This window comes from uncultured Microbacterium sp., from assembly GCF_900078385.1.
In the GTDB taxonomy this organism is placed as follows: domain Bacteria; phylum Actinomycetota; class Actinomycetes; order Actinomycetales; family Microbacteriaceae; genus Microbacterium.
In genome coordinates this window covers 51,511-69,069 of record NZ_FLQR01000007.1, presented here as the reverse complement: position 1 = coordinate 69,069, position 17,559 = coordinate 51,511, and the positions used below count along the sequence as shown (strand labels likewise).

Below are 17,559 nucleotides of genomic sequence, written 5' to 3'. Positions count from 1 at the left end.
CCAGGCTATCCGCCCGTGAAGACCAGCCACAGGAGCACCGCGTTGAGCGCGATGAGGAAGACGGAGGCCAGGATGCCGGCGATCGTCGTGATGAGGCGGTTCCGGTGGACGCCGAGCACGTCGCGTCGCGCCGTCAGCGCGACGAGCGGGATGAGGGCGAACGGGATGCCGAAGGACAGCACGACCTGGCTGATGATGAGCGCGAAGGTCGGGTCGACACCCGCCGCGAGGATGATGAGCGCGGGGATGAGGGTCACGAGGCGCCGCGCGAGGAGCGGCACCCGGACGCGGAGCAGGCCGTGCATGATCTCGGCCCCCGCGTAGGCGCCGACCGCCGTGCTCGCGAGCCCGCTGGCGAGGAGCCCGACGGCGAACAGCGTCGCGACGACCGGCCCGATGCCCGCCTCCAGCGCGGCGTGCGCACCTTCGAGGCTGTCGGTGCCCGGGACGCCGGCGAGGCTCGCCGCGGCCAGCAGCAGGATGCAGAGGTTGACGGTGCCGGCGATCGCCATGGCGATCGTGACATCCCACTTGGTCGCGCGGAGGAGGCGAGGGGTGTCGTCTTCGAGGGGCAGGCCGGTGGGACGGAAACGGTCGCGGGCCAGCGCGCTGTGCGCGTAGATGGCGTGCGGCATGATCGTCGCACCGAGGATCGAGGCCGCCAGGAGGACGGAGTCCGAGCCCTCGAAGCGCGGGACGAGACCGGCCACGACCCCGGCGGGGTCGGGTGGCGCGAGGAACACGCCGTAGGTGAAGCCCAGGGCGATGATCAGGACGAGGCCGATGATCACGAACTCGAAGCTCCGCGCGCCACGACGCGACTGGATGAGCAGCAGCACGATCGACACGGCGCCTGTGATGACGCCGCCCCACAGCAGCGGGACGCCGAAGAGGAGCCACAGGGCGACGGCGCCGCCGATCACCTCGGCCACGTCGGTGGCCATCGCGACGAGCTCGGCCTGCAGCCAGTAGGCCCGTCGTGCGACCGTCGTGCGGAAGCGGTCCCCCAGGGCCTCGGGCAGGCTCCGGCCCGTCACGATGCCGAGCTTCGCGGACAGGTACTGGATGAGCCATGCCATGACGTTGCCGATGACGACGACCCAGACGAGCAGGTACCCGTAGCGGGCGCCGGCCGTCATGTTGCTCGCGACGTTGCCCGGGTCGAGGTACGCGACACCGGCGACGAGCGCGGGTCCGAGCAGCCAGGCGGCGCGGCGCCCCGGCCGGCGCGGGGCGGGCGCGCTCACCCGTCCGGGGGACGTCGCTGTCTTGGACATACCGGAACCCTACCGCAGGATTTTTCGGTGTGCCGAAAAATCTGGCGCTGCTGCAACAACTCCGCCCAGATGCGTCCGTCGGCCCTGGACACCACGTCGGCGCACTGTCGCGGCGGAGTTGTGGTTCACGGCGCCGGGTAACCTGGCCCGGTGGATGACGCACCCGGCCCGCAGCACGTCGAGGCGGAGCCGCAGCTGCCCGTGGGCGTGGGGCCGTGGCCGGGCGGCCCGGACGCCTGGCCGGACGAGTCGCGCTACGACCGGGAGCTCCTGGCATCCGGCGATCGCCGCAATGTCGTCGACCGGTATCGGTACTGGACGATGGAGGCCATCGTCGCCGACCTCGACGCCCGCCGGCATCCGTTCCATGTGGCCATCGAGAACTGGCAGCACGACATGAACATCGGCTCGATCGTGCGCAGCGCGAACGCGTTCGGGGCCGCCGAGGTGCACATCATCGGCAGGCGGCGCTGGAACCGGCGCGGCGCGATGGTCACCGACCGGTACCAGCACGTGCGCCACCACGAGGACGTCGCCGCCTTCACCGCGTGGGCCGAGGATGCCGGCATCCCGGTCGTCGCGGTCGACAATGTCGACGGGTCGGTGCCGGTAGACAAGGCGGAGGTGCCGGAGCGCTGCGTCCTGCTCTTCGGTCAGGAGGGCCCGGGCCTTTCGCCCGAGGCGCTCGCCGCCGCGGGCTCGGTCGTCGAGATCACGCAGTACGGCTCGACGCGCTCCGTCAACGCCTCGGCCGCCGCCGCCGTGGTCATGTACGAGTGGTGCCGCCGCTGGGCGTAGCCCGCACGGCTGCGCGGCTCGCGACGCTGAGAAACCAGAATCCGCGTGAGAAACATGTCCCGGCGTGATTTCTCATGTCGGATGTGGTTTCTCAGCCGGATGCCGGAAGCCGGATGCCGGATGCCGTCACGCGCCGGCGGTCACCCACTCGGGGCGCCGGACGCGCCAGCCCAGCGTCGCGAGGCGCGCGAGCATGTAGACGCCGAAGAAGCAGACGGCGAGCCACGCGAGACCCGCGGCGCCGGTCGGCTGCAGCATCCACAGCACGACGAGCGCGGGCAGGTACGGCACGAGGTTCAGGACGCCGGCGACGGCGAGGTACTTCGCATCTCCCGCCCCCATGAGCACGCCGTCGAGCACGAACACGACACCGCACACCGGCTGCGCCACCGCGAGCACGAGCAGGGCGGGCTGGATCAGGCCGGCGATGGCAGCATCCCCCGTGAACACGAGCCCGATGACCCCGGACAGGGCCGCGATGACACCGCCCACGATGACGCCGAACCACGCGCCCCACGCGACCGTGCGGCCGAGCACGCGGCGCACGAACGACTCGTCGCCCGCGCCGAGGCCGCGGCCGATGAGGGCCTGCGCGGCGATCGCGAGCGCGTCCAGGGCGAACGCGGCCGTGGAGAACATCGTGAACGCGACCTGCCAGCCGGCGAGCTCCTCCGTGCCGAGGGCCGTCGCGACGCCGACCGTCACGAGCAGCGCAAGCCGCAGGGACACGGTGCGCAGGAACAGCCACCCGCCCGAGCGCGCCGACCCGCGCACCCCCTCCCGGCGGGGGAGGACGGATGCCGCGTGCCGGCGCGCGAGGCGGCCCACGACGAGGACGTACGCCCCGACCATGCCCCACTGCGCCGCAACGGTGCCGGCCGCGGAGCCGGCGATCCCCCAGCCGAACCCGTAGATGAAGAGCCAGTTCAGCAGGGCGTTGGCGCCGAAGCCGAACCCCGCGATCCACAGCGGCGTCACGGTGTCCTGCATGCCGCGAAGGAGCCCCGTGGCGGCGAAGACGATGAGCATGGCCGGCAGACCCCACATCGACAGGCGCAGGTAGATCTCCGCCTGCTCGGCGACCTCCGGCGTCGCACCGAACGCGCCGACGAGCGCCGGGGTGGCCAGCGATCCGACGACCGCGAGCACCCCGCCGAGGCCGAGCGCGAGCCAGAGGCCGTCGATTCCCGCGCCGACCGCGCTCGCGGCATCGCCCGCGCCGAAGCGGCGCGCGACGGCGGGGGTCGTCGAGTAGGCCAGGAACACCATGAGCCCCACGACCGTCTGCAGCACGGCCGACGCGATGCCGAGCCCTGCGAGGGGGACGACGCCGAGGTGGCCGACGAGCGCGGCGTCGACGATGAGGAACAGCGGCTCCGCGACGAGGGCGCCCAGGGCGGGCACGGCGAGGCGCAGGATCTCCCGGTTCAGGGTCTGCGCCGCCATGCGTCGAGCCTAGGGGCGGCGCGGCGCGGCGGGGGCGGCCGGCGGGGCCGTCGGCGGGCGGCGCCCGCACGCCCTAGCCTGGTCGCGGGAGGCGGCATGGCCGACACGGTGGCGCGCGGGCTCGTGGCGAGAGCCGTCGGGCGGATGCCGCGCTGGCTGCGCGCCGTCCTCGCGGTCGCGGCCGTCGTCTTCGGCGCGGTGCTGGTCCTGCATCTCACGGCGGCGATCGGGATCCTCGCGCTGCTGATCGGTCTCGGCATGATCGTCGTGGGCGTCCTCGAGCTCGGTGCACGCGGAGACGACGCCGACCGGCCGCGCTGGCGTCTGCTGACCGCCGCCCTCTGGGTCGCCGGCGGGATCTTCGTCCTGGCCTGGCCGGGGCTGACCGTGCGGCTGCTGGCGGTCGTCGTCGGTCTCGCGCTCATCGTGAACGGCGTCCTCGGCGTCGTCGCGGCCTTCCGCCGCGCGCACTCCTGGGACGCGCGGGTCGCGGACGCGGCGTTCGGTCTCGCCGGGATCGTCTTCGGCGTCGTCGCGCTGGCCTGGCCCGACATCACCCTGCTGGTGGTCGCCGTCGTCTTCGGCGCGCGTCTCGTGATGGGCGGGCTCGCCGCCCTGTGGCGTGCGCTGCGCCCCCGCCGCGGCCCCGACCCGGATGCCGCGGCGGATGCGGTCCCTCGGCGCCGGTGGGGACGCGCGGCCGTCGCGATCGGTGCGGTCGTGGTCTCGGTGGCCGCCGCCTCGGTCAGCGTCGCCCTGCACGGCGGATCGCCGGTCGTCGACGACTTCTACGCCGCACCGCGCAGCGTGCCCGACGAACCCGGCCGCCTCATCCGCGCCGAGGTCTTCACGAGGGAGGTGCCGGACGGTGCGCGCGCCTGGCGCATCCTCTACACGACGACTGGCGGCGACGGGGAGCCGCGGGTCGCGAGCGGCCTCGTCGTCGTCCCGACCACAGGCGGCGGCGGGTGGCCCGTCATCGACTGGAACCACGGCACGACCGGATCCGCGCAGCAGTGCGCGCCGTCGCTCGTGGCTGAGCCGTTCGAGTCCGGTGCGCTGTTCGTCCTCCCGGAGATCATCGCGCAGGGCTGGGCGCTCGTGGCCACCGATTACATCGGCCTCGGCACCGTCGGTCCGCATCCCTACCTCGTCGGCCAACCCACGGCGCATGCGTCGCTCGACGCCGTCCGCGCCGCGCGCGAGCTGGCCGCCGCCGACCTCGGACCGCAGACCGTCGTGTGGGGTCACTCGCAGGGCGGCGGCGGAGCGCTGTGGACCGGGGCCGTCGCCGGCGACTACGCGCCGGACGTCCCGCTCGCCGGGGTCGCCGCGCTCGCGCCGGCGGGCGATCCGCCGGGCCTCATCGACGCCCTGCCCGGCATCACCGGCGGCAGCATCTTCGCGTCGTTCGCGGTGGCCGGCTACACCGGCGTCTACCCGGACGTGACGTTCCGCGAGTACGTCCGGCCGGGCGCCGAGGTCACCGTCCGCGCGATGGCACAGCGCTGCCTGTCCGATCCCGGCACCACCGTCTCGGTGCTGACCGCGCTCGGGCTCTCCCGCGACCCGCAGATCTTCGCGACCGATCCGACCTCCGGCGCGCTGCGCGCGCGGCTCGAGGCGAACATCGCGCCCGCCACGATCTCGGCGCCGCTGCTGCTCGGACAGGGCGTCGCCGACACGCTCATCTCCGCGGCCGGACAGGATGCGTTCGTGACGCGTCTCTGCGATGCCGGTCAGCAGGCCGACTACCGCCGGTACGCGGGCCGCGACCACCTGTCGCTCGTCGCGACGGACTCGCCCGCCATCCCCGATCTGCTCGCCTGGACGCGTGACCGGTTCGCGGGGGAGCCGGTCGAGCCCGGGTGCACGCGAACGGACCGGTAGCGACGCCTATCCTTGATCCATGACCGAGAACACCACCCGCTCAGGGATCGAGATCGCCGAGCTGAGCGAGCAGATCCGGCCCCAGGACGACCTGTTCCGCCACGTCAACGGCGCATGGCTCGACCGCACCGACATCCCGGAGGACAAGGCCCGCTGGGGGTCGTTCCACCTCATCGCCGAGCAGGCGGAGAAGGACGTGCGGACGATCATCGAGGAGTCCCAGGATGCCGAGCCCGGCACCGAGACCCGCAAGATCGGCGACCTGTACGCGAGCTTCATGGACACCGCCCGCGCCGACGCGCAGGGCGCCGACCCCATCGCCGCGCAGCTCGCGCGCGTCGACGCGATCACCGGCATCCCGGAGCTGCTGCGGACGGTCGGCGAGATCGAGCGCGAGGGCGTCGGCGGCGTCATCGCCACCTACATCGAGCCGGACCCCGGCAACCCGCAGCGCTACGTCGCGTTCTTCCTGCAGAGCGGCCTGTCCCTGCCCGATGAGAGCTATTACCGCCTCGAGAACTTCGAGGCGACCCGCACCGCGTTCCGCGGCTATGCCAAGACGATGCTCGAGCTCGCCGGCCTCCCCGAGGCCGACGCGCAGGCCGACCGCATCCTGGCGCTGGAGACCGAGCTCGCGACGCACCACTGGGACAACGTGCGCAGCCGCGACGCCGTCGCGACCTACAACCTGATGACGTGGGCAGGCGTCGAGGAGCTCGCCGGCGTGAGCCTCGACCCGTGGCTCGAGGGGCTCGCGGGCGACCTGCGCGACGGGTTCGCCGAGATCAACGTCAATCAGCCCAGCTACCTCACCGGGCTCGGGTCGCTGCTGACCGAGGAACGGCTCGACGACTGGAAGGCCTGGCTGCGGCTGCACATCATCCGCGCCTCCGCGCCGTTCCTCTCCGCCGACATCGTGGAGGCGAACTTCGCCTTCTACGGCACGGAGCTCACCGGCGTCCCCGTCAACCGGGAGCGGTGGAAGCGCGGCGTCGGTCTCGTCGAGGCGGCGCTCGGCGAAGCGGTCGGCAAGGTCTACGTGGAGCGGCACTTCCCGCCGCGCGCCAAGGAGGAGATGGACGAGCTCGTCGCGAACCTCATCGAGGCCTACCGGCAGTCGATCTCGGAGCTGGAGTGGATGACGCCCGCGACGCGCGAGCGGGCGCTCGAGAAGCTCGCGGCCTTCACCCCGAAGGTCGGCTACCCGGTGAAATGGAAGGACTACGGCGACCTCGAAGTCGACGCGGACGACCTCATCGGGAACGTCCGTCGCGCGAACGCGTGGGAGCACGACCGCCAGCTCGCGAAGCTCGGCGGACCGATCGACCGCGACGAGTGGTACATGACGCCGCAGACGGTCAACGCGTACTACAACCCGCTCATGAACGAGATCGTCTTCCCGGCCGCGATCCTGCAGTACCCGTTCTTCGACATGGACCGGGATGCCGCAGCGAACTACGGCGGCATCGGGGCGGTCATCGGCCACGAGGTCGGGCACGGCTTCGACGACCAGGGCAGCGCGTTCGACGGCACCGGCGCGCTCAACGACTGGTGGACCGACGAGGACCGCGCGGCATTCCAGGAGCGCACCGCCGCCCTCATCGAGCAGTACAACGCGCTCGTGCCGCGCGGGCTGTCCGAGGATCACACGGTCAACGGCGCGCTCACGATCGGCGAGAACATCGGCGACCTCGGTGGCCTCGGCATCGCGATCAAGGCCTACCGGCTGCACCTCGCCGAGACCGGCGAGAGCGGCGACGGCCCGGTGATCGACGGATTCACCGGCATCCAGCGCCTGCTGCTGAGCTGGGGTCAGATCTGGCAGCAGAAGGGGCGGGATGCCGAGACCATCCGGCTCCTCACCGTCGACCCGCACTCGCCCAACGAGTTCCGCTGCAACCAGATCGTCCGCAACGTCGACGAGTTCTACGAGGCCTTCGGCGTCACGGAGGGCGACGAGCTGTGGCTCGACGCCCACCAGCGCGTCACCATCTGGTGACACCCGACACACCTGTGCGCGCCGCGAGGCGCTTCCCGGAAGGAACGTCGTGAGCACGGCCGAGCCCTCACGAGACACCGCGGCGCTGCGGGGATCGCAGCGCGCCGGACGGGGCCGCTCCCGGCGGTCGGCGACCGGTCGCCGCTCGTTCGACGCGACACTGAAGGCCCTCGACGCGCTGGCGACGTCGGGCGCCCAGGTGTCGGTCCGCATCACGGATCTCGACCGCGGCACCGCGGTGCTCGCAGGTGACGACCACCTCGTCCTTCCGGTCGGCGGGCTCGGGATCGTGCCGCTGCTCATCGAGGTCGCCGCCGGATTCGAGGCGCGCACGATCGAGCCGCTCGAGATCATCGAGCGCTCGTCGCTGGCACCTGTCGCGCTCGGCGGCATCTGGCAGCACCTGAAGGCCCCGGCGCTGCCGGTCGTCGACCTCGCGGTGCTCGCGGCGGCCACCGGCGACGCGCTCGCCGCGAACGCCCTCCTCGAGCGGGTGGGGCTGGATGCCGTGCGCACCCGGATGGAGCAGATCGGCCTGTCGCGGTCGGCGCTCATGGATCGCTTCCGCGACGAGCGCGGTCCCGACGACGCCCCGCATGAGGCGCTCGGATCGGCGGGGGAGCTCGCGGCCGTCTTCGCGGCGCTCGTGAACTCCCTGGTCGTCTCGGCGCCGGTCAGCGCCCAGGTCGCCGAATGGCTGAGCCTCAACCACGACCTCTCGCTCGTGGCATCCGCGACGGGACTCGACCCGTTCACGCACGACGACGACCGCCACGACCTGCTGTTCATCAACAAGACCGGACGTGCCGACGGGGTGCGTGCGGAGGCCGGGGTGCTCGCCGGTCCCCGCGCGGGCGTCGCCTACGCGCTCATCGTGTGCTTCGACGATCTGTCGATCTCGCACCGGCTGCGCGCGCACGAGGCGTTCCGCACCCTCGGGCTCGACCTCATGGAGTACGTGTTCTGAGCGTCGCCGCGGGCGGTGCCCGGCGAGGCCGGGGACGGCCGGTCAGAAGACGATCGTGTGGTTGCCGTGCGGGATGACGCGGTCCTGCGCGTGCCACAGCACGGCGCGGGAGAGCACCTGGCGCTCGACGTCCGCGCCCCGGCGGGCGAGCTCGGCGGACGAATCGGCGTGGGTCACCCGCACGGTGTCCTGCTCGATGATCGGACCCTCGTCGAGGTCGGTCGTGACGTAGTGCGAGGTCGCGCCGATGAGCTTCACGCCCCGCTGCTTCGCCTTCTTGTACGGCTCCGCGCCGATGAAGGCCGGCAGGAAGGAGTGGTGGATGTTGATCACCGGGACGCCGAGCTTCTCGAGGAAGTCCGCCGAGAGGATCTGCATGTACCGCGCGAGCACGACGAAGTCGACGTTGCCGACCAGGAGCTTCAGGATCTCCGCCTCGGACGCCGACTTGTCCGGTCCGGGGGCGGAGGGGACGTGGAAGAACGGCACCCCGAACGAGCGCACGTCCTCCGCGGCCGTCGTGTGGTTGGAGACCACCATCGGGATCGTGACCGGGAGGTCGCCGCGGCGGTGGCGCCACAGCAGATCGAGCAGACAGTGGTCCTGCTTGGAGGCGAGGATCGCCATGCGCTTGGGCACGGACTGGTCGGTCAGCGACCACTCCAGTTCGAACGGCGCCAGCGTCGTACCGACCTCGGCCTCGATCGCGGGGCGGTCGGCCGCGAAGTCCGGCCGGTGGAAGACGACGCGCTGGAAGTACGCGCCGCCGACCGGGTCGTCGGAGTACTGGTCGAAGGCGACGATGTTGCCGCCGATGCGCGTGATCATGGCCGAGACGGCCGCCACGATCCCCGGGGTGTCCTTGCCGTGCACGATGAGGCACGCGTGGGCGGGCAGGAGCTGCGGGTTGTGCACGGTCATGCAGTCGATTCTGCCGTGTCCCGCACGGACCGCTGTCACGAGCCGCGGGTCGGGCGCCGCGACGTGGGGGGTGCTCAGTCGCGCAGCGACGGATGCTGCTCCTCGGCGGCCCGCTGCGCCGGGATGGCCAGGGCGACGCCGAAGGCGATGAGCGCGGCGATGCCGCCGAGGAGGAAGGACAGCTGGAACGCCGTGGGCGAGGGGACCGGCATCCCGTCGTGGACGGTCGTGTAGGTCGCGAGCACCGCGCCGACGACGGCGGCGGCCGTACTGGTGCCGAGCGAGCGGAACAGGGCATTGAGGCCGTTCGAGGCGCCCGTCTCGCTCTGCGGCACCGACCTCATGATGAGCATCGGCATGGCGGCGTACCCGAACCCGATGCCCACGCCGATGCCGATGTTGGCGACGAGCAGGTGCCACACCTCGCTGGAGAGCAGCAGCGTGAACCCGTACGACAGGATGAGCGCGAGGGAGCCCAGCACGAGCAGGAGCTTGGGCCCGACGGTGCGCGCGAGCCGGCCGGAGAACGGCGAGAGCACCATCATCACGAGGCCCGCGGGCATGACGATGAGGCTCGCCGCCACGAGTGAGAGCCCGAAGCCGCCGGCCGCAAGCGGCAGCTCGAGCATCTGCGGGTACGAGACGTTCGAGGAGAACAGCGAGAACCCCATCGCGACCGAGGCGAGGTTGGTCAGCAGCACGGGGCGCCGTGCCGCGACGCGGAGGTCGAGCAGGGGCTCCGCGATGCGCAGTTCGTACCAGCCCCACACGAGCAGCACCGCGACGCCGCCGAGGCCGCAGAGGAGCACGGCCGGCGACGTCCATCCCCACTCGTTGCCGCGGGAGACGGCGAGGAGCAGGCCGATGAGGCCGACGGCGAGGCCCGCCGCGCCGACGAAGTCGAACCGGCCCGCGGTGCGCAGGACACTCTCCGGCACGATCCACAGCACCAGCACGAACACGACGACGCCCAGACCTGCGGACATCCAGAACAGGACGTGCCAATCCGCGAACTCGGTCACGAAGGCGCTGATCGGGAGCCCCAGCGCGCCGCCGACGCCGAGGGTCGCGCTGATGAGGGCGATCGCGGCGTCGACGTGGCGCTTGTGCAGGACGTCGCGGAGGATCGAGATGCCGAGCGGGACGACGCCGGTGACGGCGCCCTGCAGCGTGCGGCCGACGATGACGCCCACGATCCCCGGCGACGTCGCGGCGATGACGGAGCCGAGGACGAGGAGTCCCAGCAGCACGAGGACGATGCGCTTCTTGCCGTACATGTCGCCGAGGCGACCGGCGATCGGCGTGATGACGGCGGCGGCGAGGAGCGTCGAGGTCACGACCCAGGCGGTGTCGTCCCGGCTGGCGTTCAGCAGCTCCGGCAGCTTCGCCTGGATCGGGACGACCAGGGTGAACATGAACGAGGAGCAGAGCCCGGCGATCGCGAGGACGGCGACGATCGCGGCCTGCGGCGGGGTGCGGGTGAGGCGCTTCCTCGCGTCCTCGTCCCCCGGCATCCCCTCAGGCTATCCCGCCCCTCGCACCCCCAGGGCCGCCCTCCCCTCCTGTTACGCGAGCCGTGATGGGCTCGCCGGGTGGGGTGTGGAGGCACACGGTGAGGGGGGCCCTGCCGGAGTAGCGTGTGCGGCATGACCGATTTCGCACCCGACGGCATCGAGATCCGCTCCCTCACCACGGTGGAGAGCATCGTCGAGGCGAGCCGCGTGCTGGGGGAGGTGTGGGGCGGGGATGCCGGGATGCCGGCGAACCTGCTGCGCGCGCTCGCGCACTCGGGCAACTACGTCGTCGGGCTGTACGACGGCGACCGGATGATCGGCGCGTCGGCGGGCTTCTTCGCGGCGCCGGCCGAACGGTCCATGCACTCCCACATCACCGGGGTGCTCGAGGAGTACCAGTCCCGCGGCCTCGGCCGCGTGCTCAAGCAGCACCAGCGCGACTGGGCCTTCGCCCGCGACGTCGGCCACATCACCTGGACCTTCGACCCGCTCGTGGCGCGCAACGCGCACTTCAACCTGCTGATCCTCGGCGCGCGCGTGACGGAGTACCTCGTCGACCACTACGGCTCGATGCCCGACGCGCTCAACCGCGGGGATGAGACCGACCGCCTGCTCGTGTCGTGGTCGCTCGCGTCGCCCCGCACCGGCAACCCGCCCGACGAGGACATCGTCGCCTCCGTCGCCATCCCGCGCGACATCGAGACGATGCGGCGCGAGCGACCCGCGGATGCCGAGCAGTGGCGCCGAACGGTGCGCGAGCAGTTCACCGACCTCTACGGACGCGGCCTCTCCGTCGGCGGGTTCCGCGACGAGGCCGGCTACCTCTTCGTGCAGGAGCCCGCGCGCGGCTGACTCCGGCTCAGCCGAACGTGAATCCGTCCGGGTCGTCGTCGCGCGGTGCGCGCAGTCGCTCCGGCAGCGGCCACGGCAGCTCGAACCTCCGCCCGGGCCGGCGCACGTCGCCGAAGTCCTCGAGCTTCACCACGATCCGCTCCGGCGTGACCTCGACCATCCGCACGCGCAGCGGCCCCACGGCCTCGCCCTCCAGCATCCAGGGGTCGGCGAGGTAGCGGATTCCGCGCTCGTCGAGAGCGGCCTCTGCCTCGAGCCAGTCGACGGATGCCGCGACCTCCCGGCCGAGCAGATCCACGGCCGTCCACGCGTCGCCGTCGGGGCGGATCCAGCCCACGGCCTCGCCGTCCTCGCGGCGGTGCACCGTCCAGTCGTCCTCGATCACTCCGCCACGCTACTCGCGGCCTGCGCTCCCCGCGCAGCCCCGCGCGCCGGCGTGCCCGACCGCCGAGCCGACGTATCAGCACCCGCCCCGCGCGCTCCTGAAGGCATACCCGCCCCGAGGAGAACCATGATGCGCATCTGCGCGAACGCCCTGCGCTCGGCCGTCGCGCGGATCCGCGCGGCACGCCGACCGCGCCGCAAGCTCCACCCGCACCGCCGCTCGACCTATCTGCCGCCGCGCGACCCGAGACTCAGCCGCGTCCCCGGCCTCAGCGCCCGGGTGTGATCGCGCGCTGCAGCCGCGCGAGGTCGTCGTCGGTGAACACCGCCCGCGGGAAGAGTGCCACCGCGGGGCTCGTGTGCAGCCGGACCAGCACGGCATCCGGCGTCGCGTGCACGGCGCGCAGCGCGGCGAAGCGGACGTCGCCGCGCCCCATCGCCGACTCGTACGCGAGTCCTTCATCGCCGACCTGCACCGAGATCGACGACCCGGCGGGGTGAGCGCGGCGCACGGACGTGCGGGTCATCCGGTAGGTGAGGCCGACGATCGCGCCGATCAGCGCGACCCAGAGCGCCAGGAGCCACAGCACGGCGGCGTCGCCCAGCGTGACCGCCACGAAGATCGCGAACGCGGCGCCGATCGCGCCGATCACCCACACCGCGATCCAGCGGCGCCGGCTGAGCTCCCACCGGAGGTAGGCGGCCGCCAGGCGTGTCGGCATCCCGGCGTCCGCCACGATCGAGTTCGCTGAGGTGGGCACGGCACCGATCCTACAAACCCGCCGCTAGCCTGGCCGCATGCCCCTCGCCCGCCCGGCCGCCGCCGTGACCCTCGAGTCCATCGAGCTGCGCGTCCTGCACCTTCCGCTCGTCGCACCGTTCACGACATCGTTCGGCACCGAGACCGTCCGCGAGGTCATCGTCGTCCGCGCCCGGACGACTGACGGCGAGGGCTGGGGCGAGATCGTGACGCAGCACGCCCCGCTCTACTCCAGCGAGTACACGCAGGGGGCGTGGGACGTCGCCGAGCAGTTCCTCGTGCCCGCGCTCCTGGATGCCCGGACCTTCGCCCCGGGTGACGTCGCCGGCATCCTCGAACCGTTCGTCGGGCACCGGATGGCGAAGGCCGGACTCGAGCTCGCCCTCCTCGACGCCGCGCTGCGCGCCGAGAGCCGCTCGCTCGCGGAGCACCTCGGTGCCGTGCGGGACCGCATCCCGAGCGGCGTCAGCGTCGGCATCCAGCAGGACCCGGCCGCGCTCGTCGACACCGTCGCCGGGTACCTCGACGAGGGGTACGTGCGGATCAAGATCAAGATCAAACCGGGCCGCGACATCGCCGACACGGCGGCGGTGCGGGGCGCATTCGGCGACATCCCGCTGCAGGTCGACGCGAACTCCGCCTACACGCTCGCCGACGCCGACACGCTCGCCGAGCTCGACCCGTTCGACCTCCTCCTCATCGAGCAGCCGCTGCAGGAGGACGACATCGTCGACCACGCCACCCTCGCGAAGCGCCTGTCGACCCCGGTGTGCCTCGACGAGTCCATCGTGTCGCTCAAGGCGGCGCGCGACGCACTCGCGCTCGTGGCGGCGTCCGTCATCAACATCAAGGCGGGCCGCGTCGGCGGCTACCTCGAAGCCGTCCGCATCCACGATCTGTGCCGGGATGCGGGGGTGCCGGTGTGGTGCGGAGGGATGCTGGAGACCGGGATCGGCCGCGCCGCGAACGCCGCACTGGCCGCGCTTCCGGGCTTCACGCTGCCGGGCGACGTCTCCGCGTCGAACCGCTTCTACGCGCACGACATCGTCACGGACCCGATCGTGCTCGAGGACGGGCACGTGCGGGTGCCGACCGGGCCGGGGCTCGGCATCGGGATCGACGAGGCCGCGCTCGCGGAGGCGACGGTGCGACGAGTCGAACTCCGGCTCTGATCCGATCTACGCTGGCCGGGTGCCAGGTCGCGCGAAGCATCGACGCGGGCTCGCGGCCGTCGCGGCGGTCGCGCTCGCGCTGACCGGGTGCGCCGCCGCGGACGCCGCCGACGGGCTGCCGCCCGGCGTCGCCGTCGAGCTCACGCAGCTGCGCTCGGACGTCGCCGAGCGCCGCATGCAGGTGCGGGTGCAGAACGACACCGACGCGGTCATCGAGGTCGAGGGCGTCACCGTCGCAGACCGGCGGTTCGCGGAGCCGGCTCACCAGGTGATCGATCGCTCCACCTCGATCGCCCCGGGCCGCACGGTGGCGCTGCCGGTGCAGCTCGCCCCGGCCGCCTGCGCGGCGCCCGCGGCGGTGGATGTCACCGTGACGCTGACCTACCGCCTCGACGACGCGCTGCGGACCACGACGGTCGCGGCCCGAGAGGACTTCCCGTTCCTCGCCGACCTGCACGCGCGGGAATGCCTCGCCGCGTCCGTCGCCGCGTCCGCCGCCCTCTCGCTCGGACCGTTCGCCCCCTCGCCGCCGGGTGAACCGGCCGTGCTCCCGCTCGAGGTCGCACCGCGCGCCGGCGGCGCGGCCGTGCGGCTGGTCGCCATCCGGGAGACGAATCTGCTGTCGTATCGACAGCGGGATGCCGCGGCCACCGCCTACCCGCTCGATCGCCGCGTGGGCGCCACGGCCGAGTCGATCGCCCTGCCGATCATCCCGGCCCGGTGCGACCCGCACGCCGTGCAGGAGGACAAGCGCGGCACGGTGTTCACGCTCGACGTCGAGGTCGACGGGCGCGCCGGGACGATCCAGCTCGCGGCATCACCGGAGCTGCGAGCCGGCATCCTCACCTGGGTGACGGCCTGGTGCCGGGGCTGAGCGGCGCCGCGGACCGGCGGGACCGCCGGCTGAGCGGCGCCGCGGACGGCTGAGCGTCAGGACGCCGGCGCCGACTCCTCCGCGGCGAACGCCCGGCCGATCTCCGCACCGCGCGCGACGGGATCGCCGGCCGGTGCCGCATCCGCCGCGGTCTCCGCGGGGAGCACGGCGGCCTCCTGGCGGATGCCCTGCGCGACGCCGCGCCCGGTCGCCTGACCCTGGATGATCTGCCGCAGGTCGATGCCCGTCGCCGCCTCGACGGCGTCGAAGGTCGCGCGCATGCCGGTCGCCGACTCGGCCGCGATGTGGCTCGAAGCGCCCTCGCCGCCGAGCACCGTGATGGAGCCGACCTTGTCGAAGCCGCGGGCGAACTGCGTCATCATCGGCACGAGCGCCTCCAGGGCGCGCTGCGCGAGCAGGGCCTCCTGGTTGCGCGAGAGCGCCTCGGCCTCGGCCTCGATGGCGCCGGCCCTCGCCTCACCGGCAAGCCGCACGGCATCCGCCTCGGCCTGCGCGCGCAGGCGCGTGGCCTCGGCCTCCTGCGCCGCGATCTGAGCGCGCGCCTCGGCGGCCTTGACCTGTCCGTACGCGTCGGCGTCGGCGGAGCGCTGGCGCTGGTACAGGTCGGCGTCGGCGACCTTCTTGATGTCGGCGTCGAGCTCGGCCTGCTTGTTCTCGGCCGCCTGCAGGAGCACCGCCTGCTCGCGCACCGCGCGCTCGAGCGCTTCGGCCTGATCGGCCTCGGCGCGGGCGCGCCCGACCTCGGCGGCGGCGCCCGCCTGGTTCTTGTCGAACGCGGTCTGCTCGATGAGGTTCGCCTCGTCGGTCGCGATCTGACGGGCGCGCACCTCGCGGGCCGCGTTGATGCGTGCCACCTCGGCGTCGCGGCGGACGCGCTCGACCTCGCTCGCGCCGAGCGCGTCGATGTACCCGTTCTTGTCGGTCACGCCCTGGATCTGGAACGAATCCAGGATGAGCCCCTGCGACAGCAGGTCGCTCTTGATGCCCTCGGCGATCTGGTCCGACAGCTTCTGCCGGTCGTTCATCAGCTGCTCGACCGTGAGGGTCGCCACGACGCCGCGCAGCGCGCCCTCGAGCTGCTCGGTCGTGAACTGCTCGATCGCGCCGTCCTGGGAGAGGAAGCGCTCGGCCGCGCGACGGACGAGCTCCGGGTCGGAGCCGATCTTCACGAGCGCGACGCCGCTGACGTTGACCGTGACACCCGTGGACGACTGCGCGGTGGGCTCCATCTTGATCTGGCGGGCACGCAGCGAGATCATCTCCGCGCGCTGCGTCAGCGGATTCACGAGGGCGCCGCCGCCGGTGATGATCGAGATGCGGGAGGACTCCCCGCCTACGCCCTTCTGCGTCTTGCCGACGATGACGAGCGCCTGGTCGGCCTTGGCGACCTTGTACCAGGCGCGCACCATGATGAGGGTGAAGACGAGGATGACGGCGATGACGACGACGGTGATCCCGACGATCACGGCGACGCCTCCGGCTGCGAGGATGTCCACGGCACTCCATTCGTGTCTGGGCAGATGTCGCGCAGGATCGTGGGCCTGCGCAGGGCCTGCTTCGAACGTAGCGTGCCGCGGCGCGTCAGCGGCAGTCTCGATCCGTCAGGGTTCGAGCAGGTAGAACCGGAACGCCCCCGAAGTCCTCGATCGGCAGCACCGACACGGTGGTGTAGCCCGCCGCCCGCGCATAGCCCTCCAGCGTGGAGCGGCGCATGACGGTCCCGGTCGCGACCGAGTCGGGCGTGGACATCGAGTCGGGCAGGCAGATCAGCAGGCTGTAGCCGTACATGATCCGTTCGACCTCGTCCCCGTCGGCCGCGAACGCGTCGGCGACGGCTTCGTCCATCACGACCAGGACGCCGCCCGGACGCAGCGCGGTGCGGATCGACCGCAGGACCGCGACCGGGTCCGGCATGTCGTGCAGCGCCTCGAAGACGAACACGATGTCGGCGGTCGCCTCGCGCCCCGCGCTCAGGCTCTCGCCGGCCAGCAGTGCGAAGGACAGCCCCGGGATGCCGGCGGCGTGCCGCCGCGCGGCATCGATGGACGGCGCGTCGACATCGATCCCCTCGACATGCGCCGCCGGATACGCGCGGGCGAGCGCGATGCTCGACCATCCGTGTCCGCAGCCGACGTCGAGGACCCGGGCGTCCGGGCGAGTGAGGATGCCGGCGAGCCGGGGCACGCCGGACAGGGCGGGGGCGAGCCGCTCCTCGAACCAGGGGCGGTTCGCGTCGCCCTGCGCGTCGCGCGCGTCGGGGCCGAACTGATCCCAGGAGACGCCCGTGCCGTCGCGGTACGCAGCGAGGAGCTCCGGCGTGCGGGCGGCGGCCGCCCGCAGCAGTCGCGCGAAGGGAGCGGAGTAGGCGAGGGACGACGGGTCCGCCAGCACCGAGCGCTGCGCGGGGGACAGGCTGAACGCGCGTTCGCCGTCCTCCTCCTGCACCGTGACGAGCCCGGCCACGGCCTGCTGCTCGAGCCACTCCCGCGCGTAGCGCGGATGCACGTCCGCGCGTGCCGCCAGCTGGTCGACGCGCGCCGGCCCGTCCGCGAGCGCGGTGTACAGCCCCAGCCGGTCTCCGAGGTAGATCGACAGCGCCTCGTACCCGCCCAGGATCCGGGTGAAGACCGACGCCGCAAGGGCGGATTCCGGATCGTCGGTCGCATCCTCTGCCATGGCCCACC

General features: G+C 72.6%; 16 protein-coding genes. 8 read left to right on the top strand and 8 right to left on the bottom strand.

Annotation, left to right across the window (positions count from 1 at the left end; translation table 11 throughout):
- Nucleotides 1-5 precede the first annotated feature (5 nt).
- On the bottom strand, nucleotides 6-1,277 hold the full coding sequence (locus tag QZL85_RS07995; protein ID WP_295575830.1) for an Nramp family divalent metal transporter: 1,272 nt from the start codon (nucleotides 1,275-1,277) through the stop codon (nucleotides 6-8).
- A 150-nt stretch (nucleotides 1,278-1,427) separates the two neighbouring features.
- Here QZL85_RS07995 and QZL85_RS07990 point away from each other — a divergent pair, with 150 nt between their 5' ends.
- Nucleotides 1,428-2,075 (top strand): TrmH family RNA methyltransferase, encoded by a 648-nt coding sequence (locus QZL85_RS07990; RefSeq protein WP_295575827.1) that lies wholly within the window; start codon nucleotides 1,428-1,430, stop codon nucleotides 2,073-2,075.
- Nucleotides 2,076-2,201: 126 nt separating this feature from the next.
- On the opposite strand, the gene QZL85_RS07985 is transcribed toward QZL85_RS07990, so the two are convergent.
- Entirely contained in the window at nucleotides 2,202-3,521 is a 1,320-nt protein-coding gene (locus tag QZL85_RS07985; RefSeq protein ID WP_295575823.1) for an MATE family efflux transporter, read from the bottom strand.
- A 96-nt stretch (nucleotides 3,522-3,617) separates the two neighbouring features.
- Here QZL85_RS07985 and QZL85_RS07980 point away from each other — a divergent pair, with 96 nt between their 5' ends.
- The 3 genes from QZL85_RS07980 to QZL85_RS07970 are packed head-to-tail and all read left to right on the top strand — an operon-like array spanning nucleotide 3,618 to nucleotide 8,377.
- Nucleotides 3,618-5,411, top strand: a complete 1,794-nt coding sequence (locus QZL85_RS07980; protein WP_295575821.1) for a lipase family protein — start codon at nucleotides 3,618-3,620, stop codon at nucleotides 5,409-5,411.
- Between the two features lie 19 nt (nucleotides 5,412-5,430).
- On the top strand, nucleotides 5,431-7,410 hold the full coding sequence (locus QZL85_RS07975) for a M13 family metallopeptidase (protein WP_295575818.1): 1,980 nt from the start codon (nucleotides 5,431-5,433) through the stop codon (nucleotides 7,408-7,410).
- Between the two features lie 49 nt (nucleotides 7,411-7,459).
- The gene (locus QZL85_RS07970) at nucleotides 7,460-8,377 is read left to right on the top strand and encodes a serine hydrolase (RefSeq protein WP_295575815.1); all 918 of its coding nucleotides are present in this window, start codon (nucleotides 7,460-7,462) and stop codon (nucleotides 8,375-8,377) included.
- Nucleotides 8,378-8,419: 42 nt separating this feature from the next.
- On the opposite strand, the gene purU is transcribed toward QZL85_RS07970, so the two are convergent.
- Complete coding sequence (purU, locus tag QZL85_RS07965) at nucleotides 8,420-9,298, bottom strand: formyltetrahydrofolate deformylase (RefSeq protein WP_295575814.1); 879 nt, start codon at nucleotides 9,296-9,298, stop codon at nucleotides 8,420-8,422.
- 74 nt (nucleotides 9,299-9,372) lie between these two features.
- Nucleotides 9,373-10,812, bottom strand: a complete 1,440-nt coding sequence (locus tag QZL85_RS07960) for an MFS transporter (protein ID WP_295575811.1) — start codon at nucleotides 10,810-10,812, stop codon at nucleotides 9,373-9,375.
- 132 nt (nucleotides 10,813-10,944) lie between these two features.
- Between QZL85_RS07960 and QZL85_RS07955 the strand changes: the two genes are divergently transcribed.
- Entirely contained in the window at nucleotides 10,945-11,664 is a 720-nt protein-coding gene (locus QZL85_RS07955) for a GNAT family N-acetyltransferase (RefSeq protein ID WP_295575808.1), read from the top strand.
- Nucleotides 11,665-11,671: 7 nt separating this feature from the next.
- On the opposite strand, the gene QZL85_RS07950 is transcribed toward QZL85_RS07955, so the two are convergent.
- Nucleotides 11,672-12,049, bottom strand: a complete 378-nt coding sequence (locus QZL85_RS07950; protein WP_295575805.1) for a hypothetical protein — start codon at nucleotides 12,047-12,049, stop codon at nucleotides 11,672-11,674.
- A 126-nt stretch (nucleotides 12,050-12,175) separates the two neighbouring features.
- Here QZL85_RS07950 and QZL85_RS07945 point away from each other — a divergent pair, with 126 nt between their 5' ends.
- Nucleotides 12,176-12,334, top strand: a complete 159-nt coding sequence (locus tag QZL85_RS07945) for a hypothetical protein (RefSeq protein WP_295575802.1) — start codon at nucleotides 12,176-12,178, stop codon at nucleotides 12,332-12,334.
- Here QZL85_RS07945 and QZL85_RS07940 read toward each other — a convergent pair.
- Nucleotides 12,318-12,809 carry a YcxB family protein gene (locus QZL85_RS07940; RefSeq protein ID WP_295575800.1) on the bottom strand — a complete coding sequence of 164 codons (492 nt, stop codon included), beginning with the start codon at nucleotides 12,807-12,809 and terminating at the stop codon, nucleotides 12,318-12,320. The two genes, QZL85_RS07945 and QZL85_RS07940, sit on opposite strands and share 17 nt — an antisense overlap.
- 37 nt (nucleotides 12,810-12,846) lie before the next feature.
- Here QZL85_RS07940 and menC point away from each other — a divergent pair, with 37 nt between their 5' ends.
- Nucleotides 12,847-13,980, top strand: a complete 1,134-nt coding sequence (gene menC / locus QZL85_RS07935; protein ID WP_295575798.1) for an o-succinylbenzoate synthase — start codon at nucleotides 12,847-12,849, stop codon at nucleotides 13,978-13,980.
- 19 nt (nucleotides 13,981-13,999) lie between these two features.
- Nucleotides 14,000-14,854 (top strand): hypothetical protein, encoded by an 855-nt coding sequence (locus QZL85_RS07930; protein ID WP_295575795.1) that lies wholly within the window; start codon nucleotides 14,000-14,002, stop codon nucleotides 14,852-14,854.
- Between the two features lie 56 nt (nucleotides 14,855-14,910).
- On the opposite strand, the gene QZL85_RS07925 is transcribed toward QZL85_RS07930, so the two are convergent.
- Together QZL85_RS07925 and QZL85_RS07920 are read right to left on the bottom strand one after the other, a co-directional pair.
- Complete coding sequence (locus QZL85_RS07925) at nucleotides 14,911-16,371, bottom strand: flotillin family protein (protein WP_295575793.1); 1,461 nt, start codon at nucleotides 16,369-16,371, stop codon at nucleotides 14,911-14,913.
- Nucleotides 16,372-16,456: 85 nt separating this feature from the next.
- Entirely contained in the window at nucleotides 16,457-17,551 is a 1,095-nt protein-coding gene (locus QZL85_RS07920; RefSeq protein WP_295575791.1) for a bifunctional 2-polyprenyl-6-hydroxyphenol methylase/3-demethylubiquinol 3-O-methyltransferase UbiG, read from the bottom strand.
- Nucleotides 17,552-17,559: the final 8 nt, after the last annotated feature.

Bases quoted from the DNA above. Each gene is read 5' to 3' on its own strand.
- QZL85_RS07995 (WP_295575830.1), bottom strand. From the start codon at position 1,277: ATGTCCAAGACAGCGACGTCCCCCGGACGGGTGAGCGCGCCCGCCCCG.
- QZL85_RS07920 (WP_295575791.1), bottom strand. From the start codon at position 17,551: ATGGCAGAGGATGCGACCGACGATCCGGAATCCGCCCTTGCGGCGTCG.
- QZL85_RS07945 (WP_295575802.1), top strand. From the start codon at position 12,176: ATGATGCGCATCTGCGCGAACGCCCTGCGCTCGGCCGTCGCGCGGATC.
- QZL85_RS07960 (WP_295575811.1), bottom strand. From the start codon at position 10,812: ATGCCGGGGGACGAGGACGCGAGGAAGCGCCTCACCCGCACCCCGCCG.
- QZL85_RS07985 (WP_295575823.1), bottom strand. From the start codon at position 3,521: ATGGCGGCGCAGACCCTGAACCGGGAGATCCTGCGCCTCGCCGTGCCC.
- QZL85_RS07975 (WP_295575818.1), top strand. From the start codon at position 5,431: ATGACCGAGAACACCACCCGCTCAGGGATCGAGATCGCCGAGCTGAGC.
- QZL85_RS07955 (WP_295575808.1), top strand. From the start codon at position 10,945: ATGACCGATTTCGCACCCGACGGCATCGAGATCCGCTCCCTCACCACG.
- QZL85_RS07980 (WP_295575821.1), top strand. From the start codon at position 3,618: ATGGCCGACACGGTGGCGCGCGGGCTCGTGGCGAGAGCCGTCGGGCGG.
- menC (WP_295575798.1), top strand. From the start codon at position 12,847: ATGCCCCTCGCCCGCCCGGCCGCCGCCGTGACCCTCGAGTCCATCGAG.
- purU (WP_295575814.1), bottom strand. From the start codon at position 9,298: ATGACCGTGCACAACCCGCAGCTCCTGCCCGCCCACGCGTGCCTCATC.